The sequence below is a fragment of the Arthrobacter sp. 10L430 genome, from assembly GCF_056395245.1.
Genome location: NZ_JBFTJD010000005.1, coordinates 36,687 through 51,701, shown reverse-complemented (window position 1 = coordinate 51,701; position 15,015 = coordinate 36,687). Strand labels below are relative to the sequence as shown.

General features: G+C 65.5%; 13 protein-coding genes. 9 read left to right on the top strand and 4 right to left on the bottom strand.

The features are described from left to right. Positions 1-141: 141 nt before the first annotated feature. From AC1DDG_RS06695 to AC1DDG_RS06685, 3 genes are read left to right on the top strand one after another with little or no spacing between them, the layout of a single operon-like run. Entirely contained in the window at positions 142-1,233 is a 1,092-nt protein-coding gene (locus AC1DDG_RS06695) for a tyrosine-type recombinase/integrase (RefSeq protein ID WP_476875440.1), read from the top strand. Then, positions 1,226-1,579, top strand: coding sequence for a helix-turn-helix domain-containing protein (locus AC1DDG_RS06690; protein ID WP_069949793.1), 354 nt, complete (start codon positions 1,226-1,228; stop codon positions 1,577-1,579). The genes AC1DDG_RS06695 and AC1DDG_RS06690 overlap by 8 nt, the downstream gene beginning before the upstream one ends. After that, on the top strand, positions 1,572-3,032 hold the full coding sequence (locus AC1DDG_RS06685) for a Fis family transcriptional regulator (RefSeq protein WP_476875439.1): 1,461 nt from the start codon (positions 1,572-1,574) through the stop codon (positions 3,030-3,032). The genes AC1DDG_RS06690 and AC1DDG_RS06685 overlap by 8 nt, the downstream gene beginning before the upstream one ends. A 155-nt stretch (positions 3,033-3,187) precedes the next feature. Here the strand turns inward: AC1DDG_RS06685 and AC1DDG_RS06680 are convergent, their stop codons facing one another. The 3 genes from AC1DDG_RS06680 to AC1DDG_RS06670 form a co-directional block, all read right to left on the bottom strand. Then, on the bottom strand, positions 3,188-3,559 hold the full coding sequence (locus AC1DDG_RS06680) for a hypothetical protein (protein ID WP_476875438.1): 372 nt from the start codon (positions 3,557-3,559) through the stop codon (positions 3,188-3,190). Between the two features lie 647 nt (positions 3,560-4,206). After that, on the bottom strand, positions 4,207-6,600 hold the full coding sequence (locus AC1DDG_RS06675) for an ATP-binding cassette domain-containing protein (protein ID WP_476875668.1): 2,394 nt from the start codon (positions 6,598-6,600) through the stop codon (positions 4,207-4,209). Between the two features lie 127 nt (positions 6,601-6,727). Continuing rightward, positions 6,728-6,886 carry a hypothetical protein gene (locus tag AC1DDG_RS06670; protein ID WP_230119404.1) on the bottom strand — a complete coding sequence of 53 codons (159 nt, stop codon included), beginning with the start codon at positions 6,884-6,886 and terminating at the stop codon, positions 6,728-6,730. A gap of 164 nt (positions 6,887-7,050) precedes the next feature. On the opposite strand from AC1DDG_RS06670, the gene AC1DDG_RS06665 reads away from it, so the two are divergent. From AC1DDG_RS06665 to AC1DDG_RS06645, 5 genes are read left to right on the top strand one after another with little or no spacing between them, the layout of a single operon-like run. Next, positions 7,051-8,229, top strand: a complete 1,179-nt coding sequence (locus AC1DDG_RS06665; protein ID WP_476875437.1) for a type III polyketide synthase — start codon at positions 7,051-7,053, stop codon at positions 8,227-8,229. Positions 8,230-8,236: 7 nt separating this feature from the next. Continuing rightward, positions 8,237-8,938, top strand: a complete 702-nt coding sequence (locus tag AC1DDG_RS06660; protein WP_476875436.1) for a class I SAM-dependent methyltransferase — start codon at positions 8,237-8,239, stop codon at positions 8,936-8,938. After that, positions 8,931-10,064, top strand: a complete 1,134-nt coding sequence (locus AC1DDG_RS06655) for an FAD-dependent oxidoreductase (protein WP_476875435.1) — start codon at positions 8,931-8,933, stop codon at positions 10,062-10,064. The genes AC1DDG_RS06660 and AC1DDG_RS06655 overlap by 8 nt, the downstream gene beginning before the upstream one ends. Positions 10,065-10,071: 7 nt before the next feature. Then, positions 10,072-11,136: a hypothetical protein gene (locus AC1DDG_RS06650; protein ID WP_476875434.1), complete on the top strand. Its 1,065-nt coding sequence runs from the start codon at positions 10,072-10,074 to the stop codon at positions 11,134-11,136. A 9-nt stretch (positions 11,137-11,145) separates the two neighbouring features. Continuing rightward, positions 11,146-11,850, top strand: coding sequence for a peptide deformylase (locus AC1DDG_RS06645; protein ID WP_476875433.1), 705 nt, complete (start codon positions 11,146-11,148; stop codon positions 11,848-11,850). 11 nt (positions 11,851-11,861) lie between these two features. On the opposite strand, the gene AC1DDG_RS06640 is transcribed toward AC1DDG_RS06645, so the two are convergent. Beyond that, the gene (locus AC1DDG_RS06640) at positions 11,862-13,955 is read right to left on the bottom strand and encodes a S9 family peptidase (RefSeq protein WP_476875432.1); all 2,094 of its coding nucleotides are present in this window, start codon (positions 13,953-13,955) and stop codon (positions 11,862-11,864) included. 108 nt (positions 13,956-14,063) lie between these two features. On the opposite strand from AC1DDG_RS06640, the gene AC1DDG_RS06635 reads away from it, so the two are divergent. Then, positions 14,064-14,957, top strand: coding sequence for a methyltransferase domain-containing protein (locus AC1DDG_RS06635; RefSeq protein WP_476875431.1), 894 nt, complete (start codon positions 14,064-14,066; stop codon positions 14,955-14,957). The last annotated feature ends 58 nt before the right edge of the window (positions 14,958-15,015 follow it).

The following is a 15,015-nucleotide window of genomic DNA, read 5'->3' as shown; positions in this document are numbered from 1 at the left end:
TTTCGCAGCCCTTCATGATTCTGGCGCGTCATTTGGATTTGATCCACTGCGGCCGAAAGTTATAGGTTTCCTGCATCTAATGCATGTTTCCATGGTTTAGGGGTTGCAGTGAGTGGTGCCGTTCCGGGTTTCGTCCCGCGGATGCTGGTGGATCCGGATGTTGGGCTTTTTCGAGCCGATGAGCGGGTTTTCACGGCCATGCTGGATGGCTGGCGGGCACAGATGCTGGCCCGCGGGCTCACGACGCAGACCATCAAGCAGCGCTGCCAGCTGCTGGAACGGTTCCAGGGATTCACCGGTGAGTTTCCGTGGCAATGGCGTCCGGCAGACGTCGATGATTTCCTGGCCGGACTGCGTTCCGGTGAGAAGCCGATCAGCCTGAAGACGCTGCGCTCCTATAGCAATGCCGTGGCGATGTTCTGCTCCTATCTGACGCATCCTGGCTATGGATGGGGTGAGTTCTGCGAACGGACTTTTGGCGATATTCCGAGCCAGATCTGCTTTGAATGGAACACGCCCAGGCACACGACCGATGACGCCGTCCCGGCAGCGAGGCGGGCGTTCACCAAGGTGGAACTGCAGCGGATTTTCGATCACATCGACGATCTCGTTGACCGTGAGTACGCGGCCGGCACCAAGCGCTGGCTGCCACTGTTCCGCGATTCGGTGGCGTTCAAAGTCTGTTATGCCTATGGGCTTCGCCGGCGTGAGATGACGATGCTGGATCTGGAGGATTTCGGCCCCAATCCCCACGTGAGTGAATATGGCCGCTTCGGTGCCATCCAGGTGCGGTTTGCCAAAGGCACGGCAGGTTCCGGGCCCCGGCGGCGCACTGTTCTGACGGTGCCGGAGTTCGACTGGGTCGTCGATCAGCTGAGGACGTGGACATCCGGAGGGATGCGGGCGAACTTCGCAACAGCGGACCGGTCATCGGCGATGTGGCCAAGTGAGCGGGGCGCCCGGATGTCGCTTGGTTCGTTCGGGGATGCCTTCGCAGCTGCACGTGACGCCGTTGGATTACCCAAGGAACTGGGACTGCACTGCCTCAGGCATTCCTATGTGACCCACCTGATCGAAGCCGGCTACGACCCGGCGTTCGTGCAGACACAGGTTGGCCACTCGTACGCCTCGACCACCGGCCTCTACACATCGGTATCGTCGGACTTCAAGCAGAAAACCGTGCAGCAGATGATTGCACGCCGCATCACGACCTTGGAGGACTCAGATGCCTGAACAGCGCCGGATCGGCTACCGCTGGAACTTGCGTGCCCTCATGGCCAAGCGCAACCTCTGGAAGACCACGGAGTTGATGCCCCTTCTGAGATCCCGCGGAATCAATCTCTCCGAGAGCCAGGTCTACCGGCTGGTCACGGCCACGCCCGAACGCATCCCGGCCAGGACGTTCGCGGCGCTCTGCGACATCCTGGACTGCACCCCAAACGACCTGTTCGAACCATTCGTTGAGATGCGCGCCGCGGCGACAGCCAACGCACCGCAGCGCAGCGAAGACCTCGGAATCCAACCAGGTAACCCGATCGCCAAGCGTATCCGCCTCGTCACACCCGAGGACGGTGAGTAGGCCACGTAAAGCAGAGGACCCCATCCGCTGGCCGGTCCCCTGCAACCGCTGCGGCCAACACCACCAAACCGTCGCACGATGGCCCGACGGCGGAGTCTGCGGCTACTGCTACCAGCAAGCCAAACGCACCCGCGGCACCTGCGCCTGCGGCCACGAAGGCGTCCTGCCAGGAATTATCGATGAGCAGCCGGCATGCCGCCGGTGTTCGGGCGTTCGGCTCAACGTCGACTGCGTGGGCTGCGGAGAAGAGGATGAACTCTACAGCGGTGGACGCTGCTGGACCTGCGTCCTCGGCGATGTCGTAGATGACCTGCTTACCAACCAGGCCACTGGTTCAATGGCCAAGGAGCTGATCCCGCTGGCAGCTGCGCTGAAGTCGATGAAACGGGCCAACAGCGGCCTGACCTGGATCCAACAAAAGCACGTCACAGCCTTCCTCCGGAACCTCGCCGTCGCGCCAAACATCAGCCACGAAACCTTCGACGGATTACCCAACACACGCACCCGCGAATACGTCCGCGGACTCCTCATAGAACACGGGGTGCTCCCCCAACGCGACGAGCTGCGGATGCGCTACGACAGCTGGGCGGCAGAAGCCATCGAACGCGTGAAGGACCCTCAGCACCTTGACGTGATCCGCCGCTACATCCGCTGGCACCACCAACGACGGATGAACCAGATGGGCGAAGTCACCCGCGGCACCTTCCTGCGCGCCAAGCAGCAGGTGACCGTCGCCATCGACCTGCTCAACTGGCTCACCGGCCACGGCACCAGCCTCGCCGAGCTGACCCAGGCTCATCTCGACCTCTGGCAGGCAGAAGGAGCCACAACCAGGCGGATTGCTGAACACTTCCTGAAATGGGCAATCAAGACCAAAACCGCACCCGCAGGACTGACTATCATCCCGCATCGTCGAGGAACGAGCGCCAAGCTCGACAAGACAGGGCAGGACGAAGCACTCGGCCGCGTGCTCCACTCCGGCGGCGAAATCGAGGCACGAGATCAGGCCGCCGCGATACTGGTCCTTGTTTTCGGGCAACAGGCAGAACGCATTGCCCGCCTGACCTGGGAAGACGTGGCGATTACCGAAGAACTCGTCACCATCCAGCTCGGATCAATAAACATTGCGATGCCGGCCCCGTTGGATGAGCCTTGGCGGGAATTGGCCGAGAACCCCAGACATGGCCTCACGGCCGCGCATCCCAACAGCAAGTGGGTCTTCACAGGACACTCCCCTGGAAACCACATCCACCCCGGATACCTAACGCAACGCTTGACCCGGATCTTCAGCACTCGCGCCGCCCGGCTCGGAACCCTCCACGAGCTCACCAAACTCGCGCCCGTCGCCATTATTGCCGAAGCCCTGGGCTACTCCCCCAAAACTATTGAACGGCACGCCACCAACGCAGCTTCCACATACATGCGCTATATCGCCGCCCAGCAGGGCGGGTGAGTTACTCCGGCTCACGAAAAACCGTGCATGCCAGTTAATGCTGCTGCCCTACGGCCGCCTGCCTCCGCCATCTTGTCGACCCTAGCCCGAGGGTTGATTGGAGGATGAGCCTGCGTTGCCGCACGGCATCAAAAGTGAACTCGAGGTTGTGCCGCTTATCTGGCTTTGTCGGCATCCCATCCGTCGTCGCTTTCCAGATTTCTTAATTGTTCTAAGAATGTCTCGGACCGCAGCTCAGGATGGTCTGCGGTCACGGCTTCGACTTGGTCCGCGACGGTCCGCCACGCGCCAGCCATCCAAGCCATCGGATCCGCGCCGTTTTCCCGGAGAAACGCATCGAGCGCTGACCGGCGATATACCAAACTCTGGCCCTCTTCCTCAGTGACAGGGCCACGACCAAGTGCATTCAGGCTCTCCAGCACCTCAGCACTGACACCGTACCCGACTAAACCGCTCAGGTAAGCTGCGGCTTCCGTGCTCGACATCGTTTTGTCGGGTGCCGGGTCATTCATATCGTTCGCGTCCATCAAGCTCAATCCGATGCATGGAATACTCTCTGGCGAGCGTAGCAGTGGCCTGGAAGCGGGTCACGCGTGCAGCCGAAATGCTTCGCTGAAGCAGCTCTCTTGGCGCCCACGGCCAGCCCGCCTACGGCATGCGGAAGAAACAATGACGCCGGCGCGAGCCGTCGTCTTCTGACGATTCCACCAGGAGAACGGATCCTGGGGACGGAGGAGGGAACTCCCGTCTCACGAATAACCGTGCATGCCAGTTCTATAATCAGCCGGAAGGGGCTGATCGGCGCAGTATCAAGTCGCGTCGTTGCACGCGTCGTGTACGCGTTGATGGCGCGACTCCAACTTCAGTCGGTGACCAACCTGCCGACGTCGGCTGTACCGAAGTTGAGCGCGGATCGAACGCCAAAGCCGAAGTTGAGCGCGGATTAAACGTCAAACCTGCAAGCGCCGCACAAAAGAAACCACTTCGAACCTGATATGGCGTCATCGAGTCCAAGCTCAACGTGGTGTCCAAGTGCCGCAACCGGCTCATTGCAGCCGTCTGATCGAATCAGCCGGCCACGGCAACGTCGGCTTCGCCATTCCCGGGCTTCGCCAGTACCTCGGGGCCCAGACCCAACCCTGAACCAATCAGGGTCGGGTGGATCTCCCGTATCTCACGCGCCGACGTAGGCCGCGAGGTGCTCGCCCGTCAGGGTGGAACGGGCGGCGACGAGGTCGGCCGGTGTGCCCTCAAAGACGATCCGGCCGCCGTCGTGGCCGGCTCCCGGACCGAGGTCAATGATCCAGTCGGCGTGCGCCATGACCGCCTGGTGGTGCTCGATGACGATGACCGACTTGCCGGAGTCGACGAGGCGATCGAGCAGGCCGAGCAGGTTCTCGACGTCGGCGAGGTGGAGGCCGGTGGTCGGTTCGTCGAGCACGTAGATGTCGCCCTTTTCTGCCATCTGGGTTGCCAGCTTGACCCGCTGCCGCTCGCCGCCGGAAAGCGTCGTGAGCGGCTGGCCAAGGGTGAGGTACCCGAGCCCGACGTCCACGAGCCGGTCGAGGATCTTGTGGGCGGCCGGAGTACGTGCCTCCCCGTCGCCGAAGAACACCTCCGCCTCGGTCATTGACATGGCCAGCACCTCGGCGATGTTGCGGCCGCCCAGCGTGTACTCCAGCACCGGCGCCTGGAACCGCTTGCCCTCGCAGTCCTCGCAGGTGGATTCGACGGTGGCCATGACGCCCAGCTCGGTGAAGATAACTCCCGCCCCGTTGCATGTGGGACAGGCGCCTTCAGAGTTGGAGCTGAACAGTGCGGGTTTCACGCCGTTGGCCTTGGCGAACGCCTTGCGGATTGGTTCGAGCAGCCCCGTGTACGTCGCCGGGTTGCTCCGACGCGAACCCTTGATCGCGCCCTGGTCGATCACCACGACCCCGTCGCGGCCGGCGACCGAGCCTTGGATCAGCGAGCTCTTGCCGGAGCCGGCGACGCCCGTGAGCACACAGAGCATGCCCAGCGGGATATCGACGTCGACGCCCCGGAGGTTGTGTGCCGACGCCCCGCGGACCTCAAGCGCGCCGGACAACGTCCGCACCGACTCCTTGAGCCTTGCCCGATCGTCGAGGTGGCGACCGGTGATGGTGTCGCTCCCGCGCAGGCCCTCGACGGTGCCCTCGAAGCACACGCTGCCACCTGCCGTGCCCGCCCCGGGGCCGAGGTCGACCACGTGGTCGGCGATGGCGATGGTCTCGGGCTTGTGTTCAACGACGAGCACGGTGTTGCCCTTGTCGCGCAGCTGCAGCAGCAGCTGGTTCATCCGCTCGATGTCATGCGGGTGCAGGCCGATCGTCGGTTCGTCAAAGACGTAGGTGATGTCCGTGAGGGACGAGCCCAGATGTCGGATCATCTTGGTGCGCTGGGCCTCTCCCCCGGACAGCGTGCCCGCCGGCCGGTCCAGCGAGAGGTAACCCAGCCCGATTTCCGCGAACGAGTCGAGCAGGTGCTGCAAGCCTTTGAGGAGCGGCGCGACCGAAGGCTCGTTGAGCCCGCGGACCCACGCGGCCAGGTCGCTGATCTGCATCTCACACAGCTCGGCGATGTTCTTGCCCTGGATCTTCGAGGACCTGGCCTCCGGGCTGAGCCGCGTGCCGTCGCACTCGGGGCAGGTCTGAAACGTGATGGCGCGCTCCACGAAGGCCCGGACGTGGGGCTGCATTGCTTCGACGTCCTTGGAGAGCATCGACTTCTGGATCTTGGGGATCAGCCCCTCGTACGTCAGGTTGATGCCCTCGACCTTGATCTTGGTCGGCTCCTTGTAGAGCAGGTCGTGCATTTCCTTTTTGGTGAACTTCGCGATGGGCTTGTCCATGTTGAAGCCGGCACCGCTGAAGATGCGGCCGTACCAGCCGTCCATGCTGTAGCCGGGGATCGTGAGGGCACCCCCGGCGAGCGATTTGCTGTCGTCGTACAGCGCCGTGAGGTCAAAGTCAGAGACCGAGCCCATGCCCTCGCAGCGTGAACACATGCCGCCCAGATACACGGCACCCTGCACCACACTCTTCTCGACCCGGCCACCGGCTTTCTCGGTGCTCATCACCCCGCTCGCTTTGCGCGTCGGGACGTTGAAGGAAAACGCCGTGGGCGGCCCGACGTGCGGCTGCCCGAGCCGGCTGAAGAGAATACGCAGCATCGCATTGGCGTCGGTGGCGGTGCCCACCGTGGAGCGCGGGTTCGCACCCATCCGCTCCTGGTCCACGATGATCGCCGTCGTCAGGCCTTCGAGCAGATCGACGTCGGGCCGGGCCAGGTTCGGCATGAAGCCCTGCACGAACGCGCTGTAGGTCTCATTGATCATCCGCTGCGACTCCGCGGCGATGGTGCTGAACACCAGCGAACTCTTGCCTGAGCCGGAGACACCGGTAAACACCGTCAGCCGGCGCTTGGGGATCTCGATGCTGACGTCCTTGAGGTTGTTCTCGCGTGCGCCCTGCACGCGGATCAGGTCGTGGGTGTCGGCAATCGGCTGCGCTGGCGACTGCGTGTCCGTCTGGGTGGCCGTGATCATCGTGTCTCCATCTGTTAGCGGGCCGCGTTCGCGGTCTCCGTCGGCGTCCACTGGCTCCATCTAACCAGCCTCGAGCGGTACGCCCGGTTCACCATCGTGGGCGCGTCACCCCTCCGGGGCCCGGCACTTATCGGTCCTGAAGCAGCCCCAGGACGTTCCCGACGTAGTAGGACTCATCGGTCTGCGGCGGTACGCCGAGCAGGGCGGAGTACACCGCTTTGGCAGCCGCCAGGTCGGAAACGGGATGCAGCACTGTCTTGATTCCCTGGGTGGAAGAGCCGGTCATGGTCACTCCTGAAGTCGCGCATCGGGATTATCTGGCTCAGTCTAGCCGCGGCACGTGACCGTCGCTTCTCGATTCCTGACCGGTCTGGACATCTGATCCATGACGCACGACGGCCAGCCGGCCCATCCATTGTCTTAAGGCGTGCTCTCACTAAGAATGAACGAATGACGGTCTACGTGAGAGCACTCGAAACAGCTGTTCCGCCCACATTGCTCATCCAGACGGAAGCACGCGACGTGTTTGCTGCCCAGCCCGGCCTCACACGGCTCGGCTCACGGCTGGTTTCCACCTGCTTCGACTCAGCCGCCATCGATACCCGCTACACGGCAGTCCAGGAACTGACCATGGATTCGCGGGCGGAGAACCCGCAGTTTTTCGATCCCGCCACGGGACTGCTCCGGAGCCCCAGCACGAAGGCCCGCAACGACCTGTTCGCGAGGGAAGCCACGAAAATCTTCATCGAGGCCGCCTCTGCTGCCGTCTCCAGCTGCGCCGGGATCGATCCAGTTGACATAACTCATCTCATCACCGTTTCGTGCACGGGGTTCTTCAACCCGGGCCCGGACTACAAGATCGTCCGTGCGCTCGGTCTCAATCCTGCAGTGCAGCGCTACCACCTCGGGTTTATGGGCTGCTATGCCGCGTTCCCGGCGCTCCGTGCTGCGAAGTCCTTCTGCGAGGCGGACCCGGAGGCGGTCGTCCTCGTCGTCTGCGCCGAACTCTGCTCGCTCCACGTCCGTACCTCCAACGATCCGGACGCCATCATGGGCTCAGCTCTCTTTGCGGACGGCGCGGCAGCCGCCGTCGTCACAGCGCGCGAAGTACCCGAATCAACGCCGCTGCTGCAGCTGGACCACTTCGAAACTGTCCTCACGCCGGTAGGTGAAGACTCAATGGCCTGGAACATCGGTGATGAGGGCTTTGAAATGGTCCTCGGCAACTACGTTCCGCACATCATCGACGACCACATTGTGGGCGCCCTGGAACCGCTGCTGGCCCGCGACAGTTCGCTCACCGGACTCCCCTACCGGGACATCACCCACTGGGCCATCCATCCGGGTGGTCGCAGCATTCTGGACAAGGTGCAGTCCCGGCTGGACCTCACCGACAAGCAACTGGTCCCGGCACGTGAGACCCTCCGGAACTTCGGCAACATGAGCAGCGCCACAGTGCTCTTCGTCCTCAGGCACATCCTCGATCTTCCGCCGCAGGAAGGCGACGAACGCATCTGCTCCATGGCCTTCGGACCCGGGCTGACGGTCGAAACCGGACTTTTCACGAAGATAAACCAACCGCTCCAAGACCCTCGGCTGGCGGACGAGGCCGAATCCTCCCTGGCCTGACCGCGCCATGGGACTACTGGGCGCGCGCGACGCCGAGGCCATCGAGGACATGGACCGGCCGGACTGCGATCCGGAACGCCTTAACCGCACATACAGCCAGTTTGCACTCGTCAACCGCGCCGTCTCGGGCTGGCACCCCCTGTACCGCAGCAGGCTCCGGCCGCTCCTCACGCCCGCCGCACCGGCCACCCTGCTGGACATCGGTTGCGGCGGCGGGGACCTGGCGCTGATGCTCGCCAAGTGGGCGGCCAGGGACGGGATTCAGCTCAACATCACGGGCATAGATCCCGACGCCCGCGCCTACCGGTTTGCAGCGAGCCGGGAACCCGTGCGGGGGGTTCAGTTCCGCCAGGCCACGAGTGCCGAGCTCGTCGCGGAGGGCAGGGCCTACGACATCGTCATTTCCAACCACGTGCTGCACCACCTCACCCCTGCCGAACTGCAGAACCTGCTCAGCGATTCCGCGGTGCTGTCCCGGCGCATCGTGTTCCACAACGATCTCCGGCGCAGCGCCCTGGCCTACGCCCTGTTTGCGGCGGGCGCGCTGCCACTGGCCGGCTCGTACATCCGCCGCGACGGCCTGACCTCCATCAGGCGCAGCTACACCGTGGCGGAACTTGCCGCCGTCGTGCCTTTTGGGTGGTCAGCGGAGCCCCACTCCCCTTTCCACTGCCTGCTCACCTACTTGCGGGATGCCAGCCGTGACTGATGTCCTGATCGTTGGCGGCGGCCCGGTGGGCCTCTATCTCGGCGCGCTGCTGCTGCAGCATGGAGTGGCCGTCCGCATCCTTGAAAAGCGGACCGGGCGGAACCCGCATACACGGGCCATCGGCATCCATCCCCCGGCACTGGCCGCCCTGGACCGCATCGGCGCAGCCTCTCCGCTGGTCGCCCGGGGGATCCCCATCCGCCGTGGACGCGCCGTATGGCTGGGCCAGGAAATCGCGCACATGCCGTTCGCGCCGGTGTCGGAGCGCTACCCGTTCGTCCTGGCCGTCCCGCAGCCGGTCACTGAGGCCGTCCTCGAGGCCCGGCTCCTGGAACTGGACGGCGGTGCCCTGGTTCGCGGAGCGCAGGTGACGGACATGCACGACGACGGCGGCAGGGTCACTGCAGACGTCACGGTCGCCGGCACCCGGCAGAGGTTCTCCGCCTCGCTGGCGGTGGGGGCGGACGGCGCAAATTCCACAGTGCGGCGGCTGCTGGGCGTGCCCGCCGCGGAGCGGCGATACCCGGACCACTATCTGATGGGCGACTTCCCTGACTCGAGCCCGTATGGAGAGGACGCTGCCCTGTTTCTCGAGGCCGGCGGGATCGTCGAATCCTTTCCGCTGCCGGGCGGAGTCCGCCGCTGGGTTGTCAGGCTTTCCCGGCCGCCGGACCGTCCCGACCCTCATCTGCTGGCCGGCCTCGTGGGCGACAGAACCGGCATTGCCGTGGACGCCGGCAGCAACAGCATGCTCAGCAGCTTCGGCGTCCGCTCCCGCCTGGCGGCCCGCATGGTGGCCGGGAGGACCGCCCTCATCGGAGATGCCGCCCACGAGATCAGCCCCATCGGCGGCCAGGGCATGAACCTTGGCTGGCTGGACGCGGAATCCCTGATGCCGGTCATCCTGGCCGCTTTGCACGGCCGGCCATCCGGGGCGGACCTTCGCCCGTTCGACGCGTCGAGGCGCCGGGCAGCCGCGGGCGCGAAACGCCAGGCCGAGGTGAACATGGCGCTGGGCAGGCCGCTCCCGGACGGTCTGCTGCGGATGCGGAACGCCGCGATCGCGCGGATAGGAGCGGCGCCGGCGCTGAACGCCCTGGTGGCCAGACGGTTCACCATGCAATGACAGGCCCATGACCGTGCAACACAAATTCCGGCTGGCGGGGAGCGCCCCCAAGGCTCCCATGTCCCGGACTTCCCACTCGGTAAGTGCCGCAGGCGGCTGTGTTCTCGCCATTGCTGCGCTGCTCGGTGCCGGCGCGTGCACCCCGCAACCTGTTCAGCCCGACGGGCAGCCGAGCCCGGGCGCGGGTTCCTCCTCCGCCGCGCCGCTCACCGCGATGGTGAACCAGTTCCGTGACAACTACGGGAACCAAATCATCGAGATCCAGTTGACCAACAACGGCAAGGACACTGTGACGGTGCAGTCAGCGGGCGTCGCCAGCCCGTTGTTCGCAGCAGGGATCGACTGGCACGGCTCCCCGGACGGAGTCGACCTCCCGCCCGGCCAGGGCAAGAGCCTGCCTGCGAAGTTGACGCCTGCCAGCTGCAGCCCCGGCCCGGCTCCGGATGGCGGCAAAAGCCCTGGCGCCGACATCCCTCCGCCGGTCGTGACCGTCACGCTGGTGCCCGGCTCTGCGCCAGGCCCCGCACAGCGGAACCTTCCTGCCACGGACCCCTTCGGCGTGCTGGCCCGCAACAATTCGGAGCAGTGCCTGGCCAGTGATGTACGTGCCGTCGCCGGGATCGTCCTCGGACCGGAACTCACTGTGTCCGCCGACGGCGAGCGTGCCGCGCTTCATCTGTTCATCCGGCCCGGCGTTCCGAAGCCCTCCGCAACCGCCAGCGGGCCGGCTCCCGGTTCTCCAGCGGATGGCGCACCGGCCCCCGGCCGCGGCGGGGCCGCCACGAGCCTGGTCATCGAGCGCATAGAGACCACAACGCTGTTGGCCGAGGATCCCGCCAGACCCTGGCCCCGGGACCTCATGGTGAAAGCCGGCGGCCCGGCCCTCAACCTGGACCTGGGAATCCGTCCCGCCCGCTGCGATCCGCACGCGGTTGCCGAGGACAAGGTGGGCACGCTCGTTCCGCTCCGCGTTGCCGTGGGTGCCCGCACAGGCCTCGTGAAAGTCGCCGCCGGGACCGCCTTGAGGGGCAAGATCTACGACTTCGTCACGGCGGCCTGCGCGCCCCATTAGGCTTTCCCCATGAACCAAGCATCTCCGCCAACCTCCTACACCCCTGACCGCATCCGGGAGACCGTGCAGGAACTGCTCGCGCTGGAAACGCTGCCGCCCATAGTCCAGGCAGGCCATCCTGTCCTGAGGCAACGCTGCGCTCCGTTCGAGGGGCAGTTAAGCGCGGCCGAACTCGATCAGCTGGTTGAGGTGATGAGGAAGGTAATGCACGCGGCACCCGGTGTGGGCCTGGCGGCGCCCCAGCTCGGGATTCCGCTTCAGCTGGCCGTCCTCGAAGACCGGTTTGAGGTCGATGACGACATGGCGGCAGCAAGGGGCCGGATACCGCTTGAGTTCTTCGCCGTCCTCAACCCGGCCTACCAGCCGCTGGGAGACCGGACTGCTGCCTTTTTCGAAGGCTGCCTGTCCCTTTCCGGGCTGCAGGCCGTGGTGGAGCGGCCGGAAAGTGTCCGGCTGGACTACCTGACGCCGGCAGGAGATCCGATGAGCCGGGACTTCAGCGGCTGGCAGGCGAGGATCGTCCAGCACGAGACTGACCACCTCCACGGAACGCTGTATATCGACAGGGCCGAGCTCCGCTCGCTCAGTACCAACAGTGAGTACGCGGCGCGCTGGGCCGAGCCTGGCATTGGGAAGTCCCGCCAGGAGCTTGGATTTCTGCAGGACTCCTCAATACCCGGGCTCCCAAGTGCGGGCCACCCAGACGGCCGCTAGTCCTCCACCCGCTAGTCCGCGGCCTCCTCGTTCCGCGCCTCTTGGCCTTCCGCACCACGGTTGGACTCCGTCGGCAGGTACCGTGCCCACCACGCCAGGATGTGCTCAAAGCGCTGACGGCGGTGATGAGGCGTGCCGGACCGGGACAGTTCATGGTCTTCGCCGGGGAATACCAGGAACGCCGATTCCACGCCTTGCTGCTTCAACGCAGTGAAATACCGCTGGCCCTGTTCCACCGGGCAGCGGAGATCGTCCTCGCTGTGGATGACCAGGGTGGGCGTCCGGACGCCGGCGATCGTGGCCATGGGGCTTTGGGCCGCCACCTGCTCGGGTGATTCCCCGGTGTATTCGCCGCCGAAGAACCAGCCGATATCGGATGAGCCGGCGAAGCTGACCGGATCCAGGAAACCCCGCTCCACGATCGCGGCCTTGAAGCGGTGGTCCTGGCTGATGGTCCATGCGGTGAGATATCCGCCGTAGGAACCTCCCATGATCCCGAGGGCCTTGGCGTCCAGCGCGGAGAATTTGTCCAGGGTACCCTCCAGGAAGGCGAGAACGTCCTGCATGTCCACAGTGCCCATCCGCTCCTTGATGGCCCTTCCGTGCGCCTGCCCGTAGCCTGCCGAACCGCGCGGGTTGCACATCACCACCGCGTAGCCGGCCTCCGCGTAGACCTGCGCTTCGTCAAAGAGAGCCACGGTGTATTGGGCGAACGGACCGCCGTGGATGTTGAGCAGCACCGGGTGCGGGCCCTTGCCCGGCGGCATCAGCACCCAGCCGTGGACTTCGTACCCATCCGGCGACGGGACGACCAGCTCCCGGGGCTCGATGATGCCGGCCTCCGTCCGCAGGGCGGCCGAGAAATCCGTCAGTAGCCGCAGCTGGCCGTTGCCGAGGAAGGCGACGTCGCCTTCCGTGGCGGAGTCCGTGAAGCTGATGAACAGTGACGCGCCGGCGGCGCCGGCTCCGGTGACCACCCTGTCGCCGTGGACCAGCAAGGCATGGCTGCCCGTGGCGCTGAACTCAAGCAGTTCCACCGTGCCTTGGGCGGTGTTCAGGGCCAGGGCGGCGTCGCTGCCGCGGAGCTCGATCCGGGCACCAGGGGCGGCAACGTCCATGTTTTCGGCGTCACTGAGCGCCCGGGCATCTCCGCCCGCCGCGGGCATGACGTGGAGAACGGTGTTCTTTGCGACGAAGTCCCGGCTGGAGCCGCCAAGGTCCTGGGCGGTGAAAAACAGCCACTTCCCGTCCTGCGACTCGCGGACGTCAAGAACGGTCTGGGGCCCAACGTTTGGGGCCTTGACCGGCACCGGATCACCGCCGCCGGAGGGAAGGCGGTAGATGCCGCTGACCAGGTCCTGATCGCTCGCCTCGTGCAGTTCGGCCACAAAGTAGACCGATGATCCGTCGCTGCTGAAGGATTCACCGGTGTGGTCCGTTGCCGCCGTCGTGAGTTGCCTCGCGTCCGGAAGGCCGATGGCCGCTCCTGCGTTGCCGGCGGACTGCCCGGGCCGGTCCCCAGCGGTGCGCGCACCGTCCCTGAGCGCGCGGCCTGCGGGCCTGATTTCGGGCTCCCCGCCAAGTTCCGGAACATCCAGAATGAAGAGCTGCAACGGCTTGTCGCCCGTGTAGCCAACGCCGTTCATCCTGTACTTGAAGCCGGTGATGAGGCGGGCATCTTCACCGCCTGCGCTGACGCCCTCGATGGTGCCATAGCGGCCGTCGTCAGGCTCCCTTGAGCCAAAGACTATGCGCTGCGAGTCCGGTGACCAGGCGTAGGAGGAGACCCCGAGGGGCCTGTCCGTCAGGAGCTGGGGCTCTCCCCCGGCGGCTTCCACCACGTGCAGCTGCGGCTTGCCGCCGGGGGTGGCCCGCAGGAAGGCGAGGACCCGGCCGTCAGGGGAAAAGGCCGGAGCGGTGTCCCGGAAGCCGCGTGTTATTCGGCGCGCCGGTTTTTCGGGATCCTGGGGGACGCTCCACAGTTGGCCCACGTAGGCGTCGGCATCGAAGTCGGGGCGGGTGACCGACACAATGGCGCGTGAGCCGTCGGGGTGGGCGGCAGGGGCGGAGACGGACATGAGCAGCGGCAGGTGTTCAGGCTTCATCCACGTGAGCCTAGCGTCTCGGCCGAGGCGTGTGAAACACCTCACGGTTCCCTTTCCCCACGGCTTTACCTTCTGGCGCACCCGGTCAACAGCCCTAGGATTGTCCCCATGCCATCCCGCCTGCCTGCCCTGCTGTGTCCTGTCTGCCGCGCCGGCCTCGCTCCCGTCCCGGCCGGGGCGGATGGAGGCGCCGCCTCCCGCGCCCGTGCCCTCACCTGCCAAGCGGGCCACAGCTTCGACGCCGCCAGGCAGGGCTACTTCAACCTGCTGGTCGGCAAGGGAACTGCATTCGAGGCGGACACTGCTGACATGGTGGCCGCCCGCACCGCCTTTCTCGACGCCGGACACTATCGGCCGCTTGCAGATGCGGTGGCTGCCGCGGCCGTACCTGCCCTGCGCGGCCCGGAACCAGCAGTCCTTGATTCCGGCACCGGAACCGGCCACTACCTGCGGGCGGTACTCGACCGCGTGGGCACAGCGGTGCCTGTTGCCGCCGTCGGACTGGACATCTCAAAGTTCGCGCTCCGGCGCGCGGCACGGCTCAACCCCGAGGCCGTAAACCTGGTGAGCGACGTGTGGCAGCCGTTTCCGGTGGCGGACGCCGCCGTCGACGTCGTGGTGGTGGTGTTTGCGCCGCGCAACGCCGCTGAATTCTCCCGCGTACTCAAGCCCTCCGGCCGGCTGGTTGTGGTGACGCCCCGGCGGGGGCACCTCGGCGAAATCGCCAGCCAGACGGGAATGCTCGGGATAGAGCCTGGAAAGGATGAACGGCTGGCCGACGCTCTCGCGGCCCATTTTGAACTGCTGTCCGCGGAGGACCTCGACCTAAATCTTGAGCTCTCCCCGGCTGACGTTGCCAACCTGGCCCTCATGGGCCCTGCCGGCCACCACACCGACCGCGGCGAATTGGCGGCCCGGCTGGCCCGCTTCCCAGCTCTGACCGGTGTCAGCTGTAAGTTCCGGATCAGTGTCTTTCTCCCCGCGGGGGTGGCCGCTAAATAACGGCTTGGCCACGTTCTGGCCGCGGGCTCGCCGGTCACCTGCCCGGCGTTGCCGGTTC

Excerpts from the sequence above, each read along its gene's own strand:
- AC1DDG_RS06680 (WP_476875438.1), bottom strand. The coding sequence starts at position 3,559 with ATGGACGCGAACGATATGAATGACCCGGCACCCGACAAAACGATGTCG.
- AC1DDG_RS06650 (WP_476875434.1), top strand. The coding sequence starts at position 10,072 with ATGACCGTGCAACACAAATTCCGGCTGGCGGGGAGCGCCCCCAAGGCT.
- AC1DDG_RS06645 (WP_476875433.1), top strand. The coding sequence starts at position 11,146 with ATGAACCAAGCATCTCCGCCAACCTCCTACACCCCTGACCGCATCCGG.
- AC1DDG_RS06670 (WP_230119404.1), bottom strand. The coding sequence starts at position 6,886 with ATGACCGGCTCTTCCACCCAGGGAATCAAGACAGTGCTGCATCCCGTT.
- AC1DDG_RS06675 (WP_476875668.1), bottom strand. The coding sequence starts at position 6,600 with ATGATCACGGCCACCCAGACGGACACGCAGTCGCCAGCGCAGCCGATT.
- AC1DDG_RS06635 (WP_476875431.1), top strand. The coding sequence starts at position 14,064 with ATGCCATCCCGCCTGCCTGCCCTGCTGTGTCCTGTCTGCCGCGCCGGC.
- AC1DDG_RS06665 (WP_476875437.1), top strand. The coding sequence starts at position 7,051 with ATGACGGTCTACGTGAGAGCACTCGAAACAGCTGTTCCGCCCACATTG.
- AC1DDG_RS06660 (WP_476875436.1), top strand. The coding sequence starts at position 8,237 with ATGGGACTACTGGGCGCGCGCGACGCCGAGGCCATCGAGGACATGGAC.
- AC1DDG_RS06690 (WP_069949793.1), top strand. The coding sequence starts at position 1,226 with ATGCCTGAACAGCGCCGGATCGGCTACCGCTGGAACTTGCGTGCCCTC.
- AC1DDG_RS06695 (WP_476875440.1), top strand. The coding sequence starts at position 142 with ATGCTGGTGGATCCGGATGTTGGGCTTTTTCGAGCCGATGAGCGGGTT.
- AC1DDG_RS06640 (WP_476875432.1), bottom strand. The coding sequence starts at position 13,955 with ATGAAGCCTGAACACCTGCCGCTGCTCATGTCCGTCTCCGCCCCTGCC.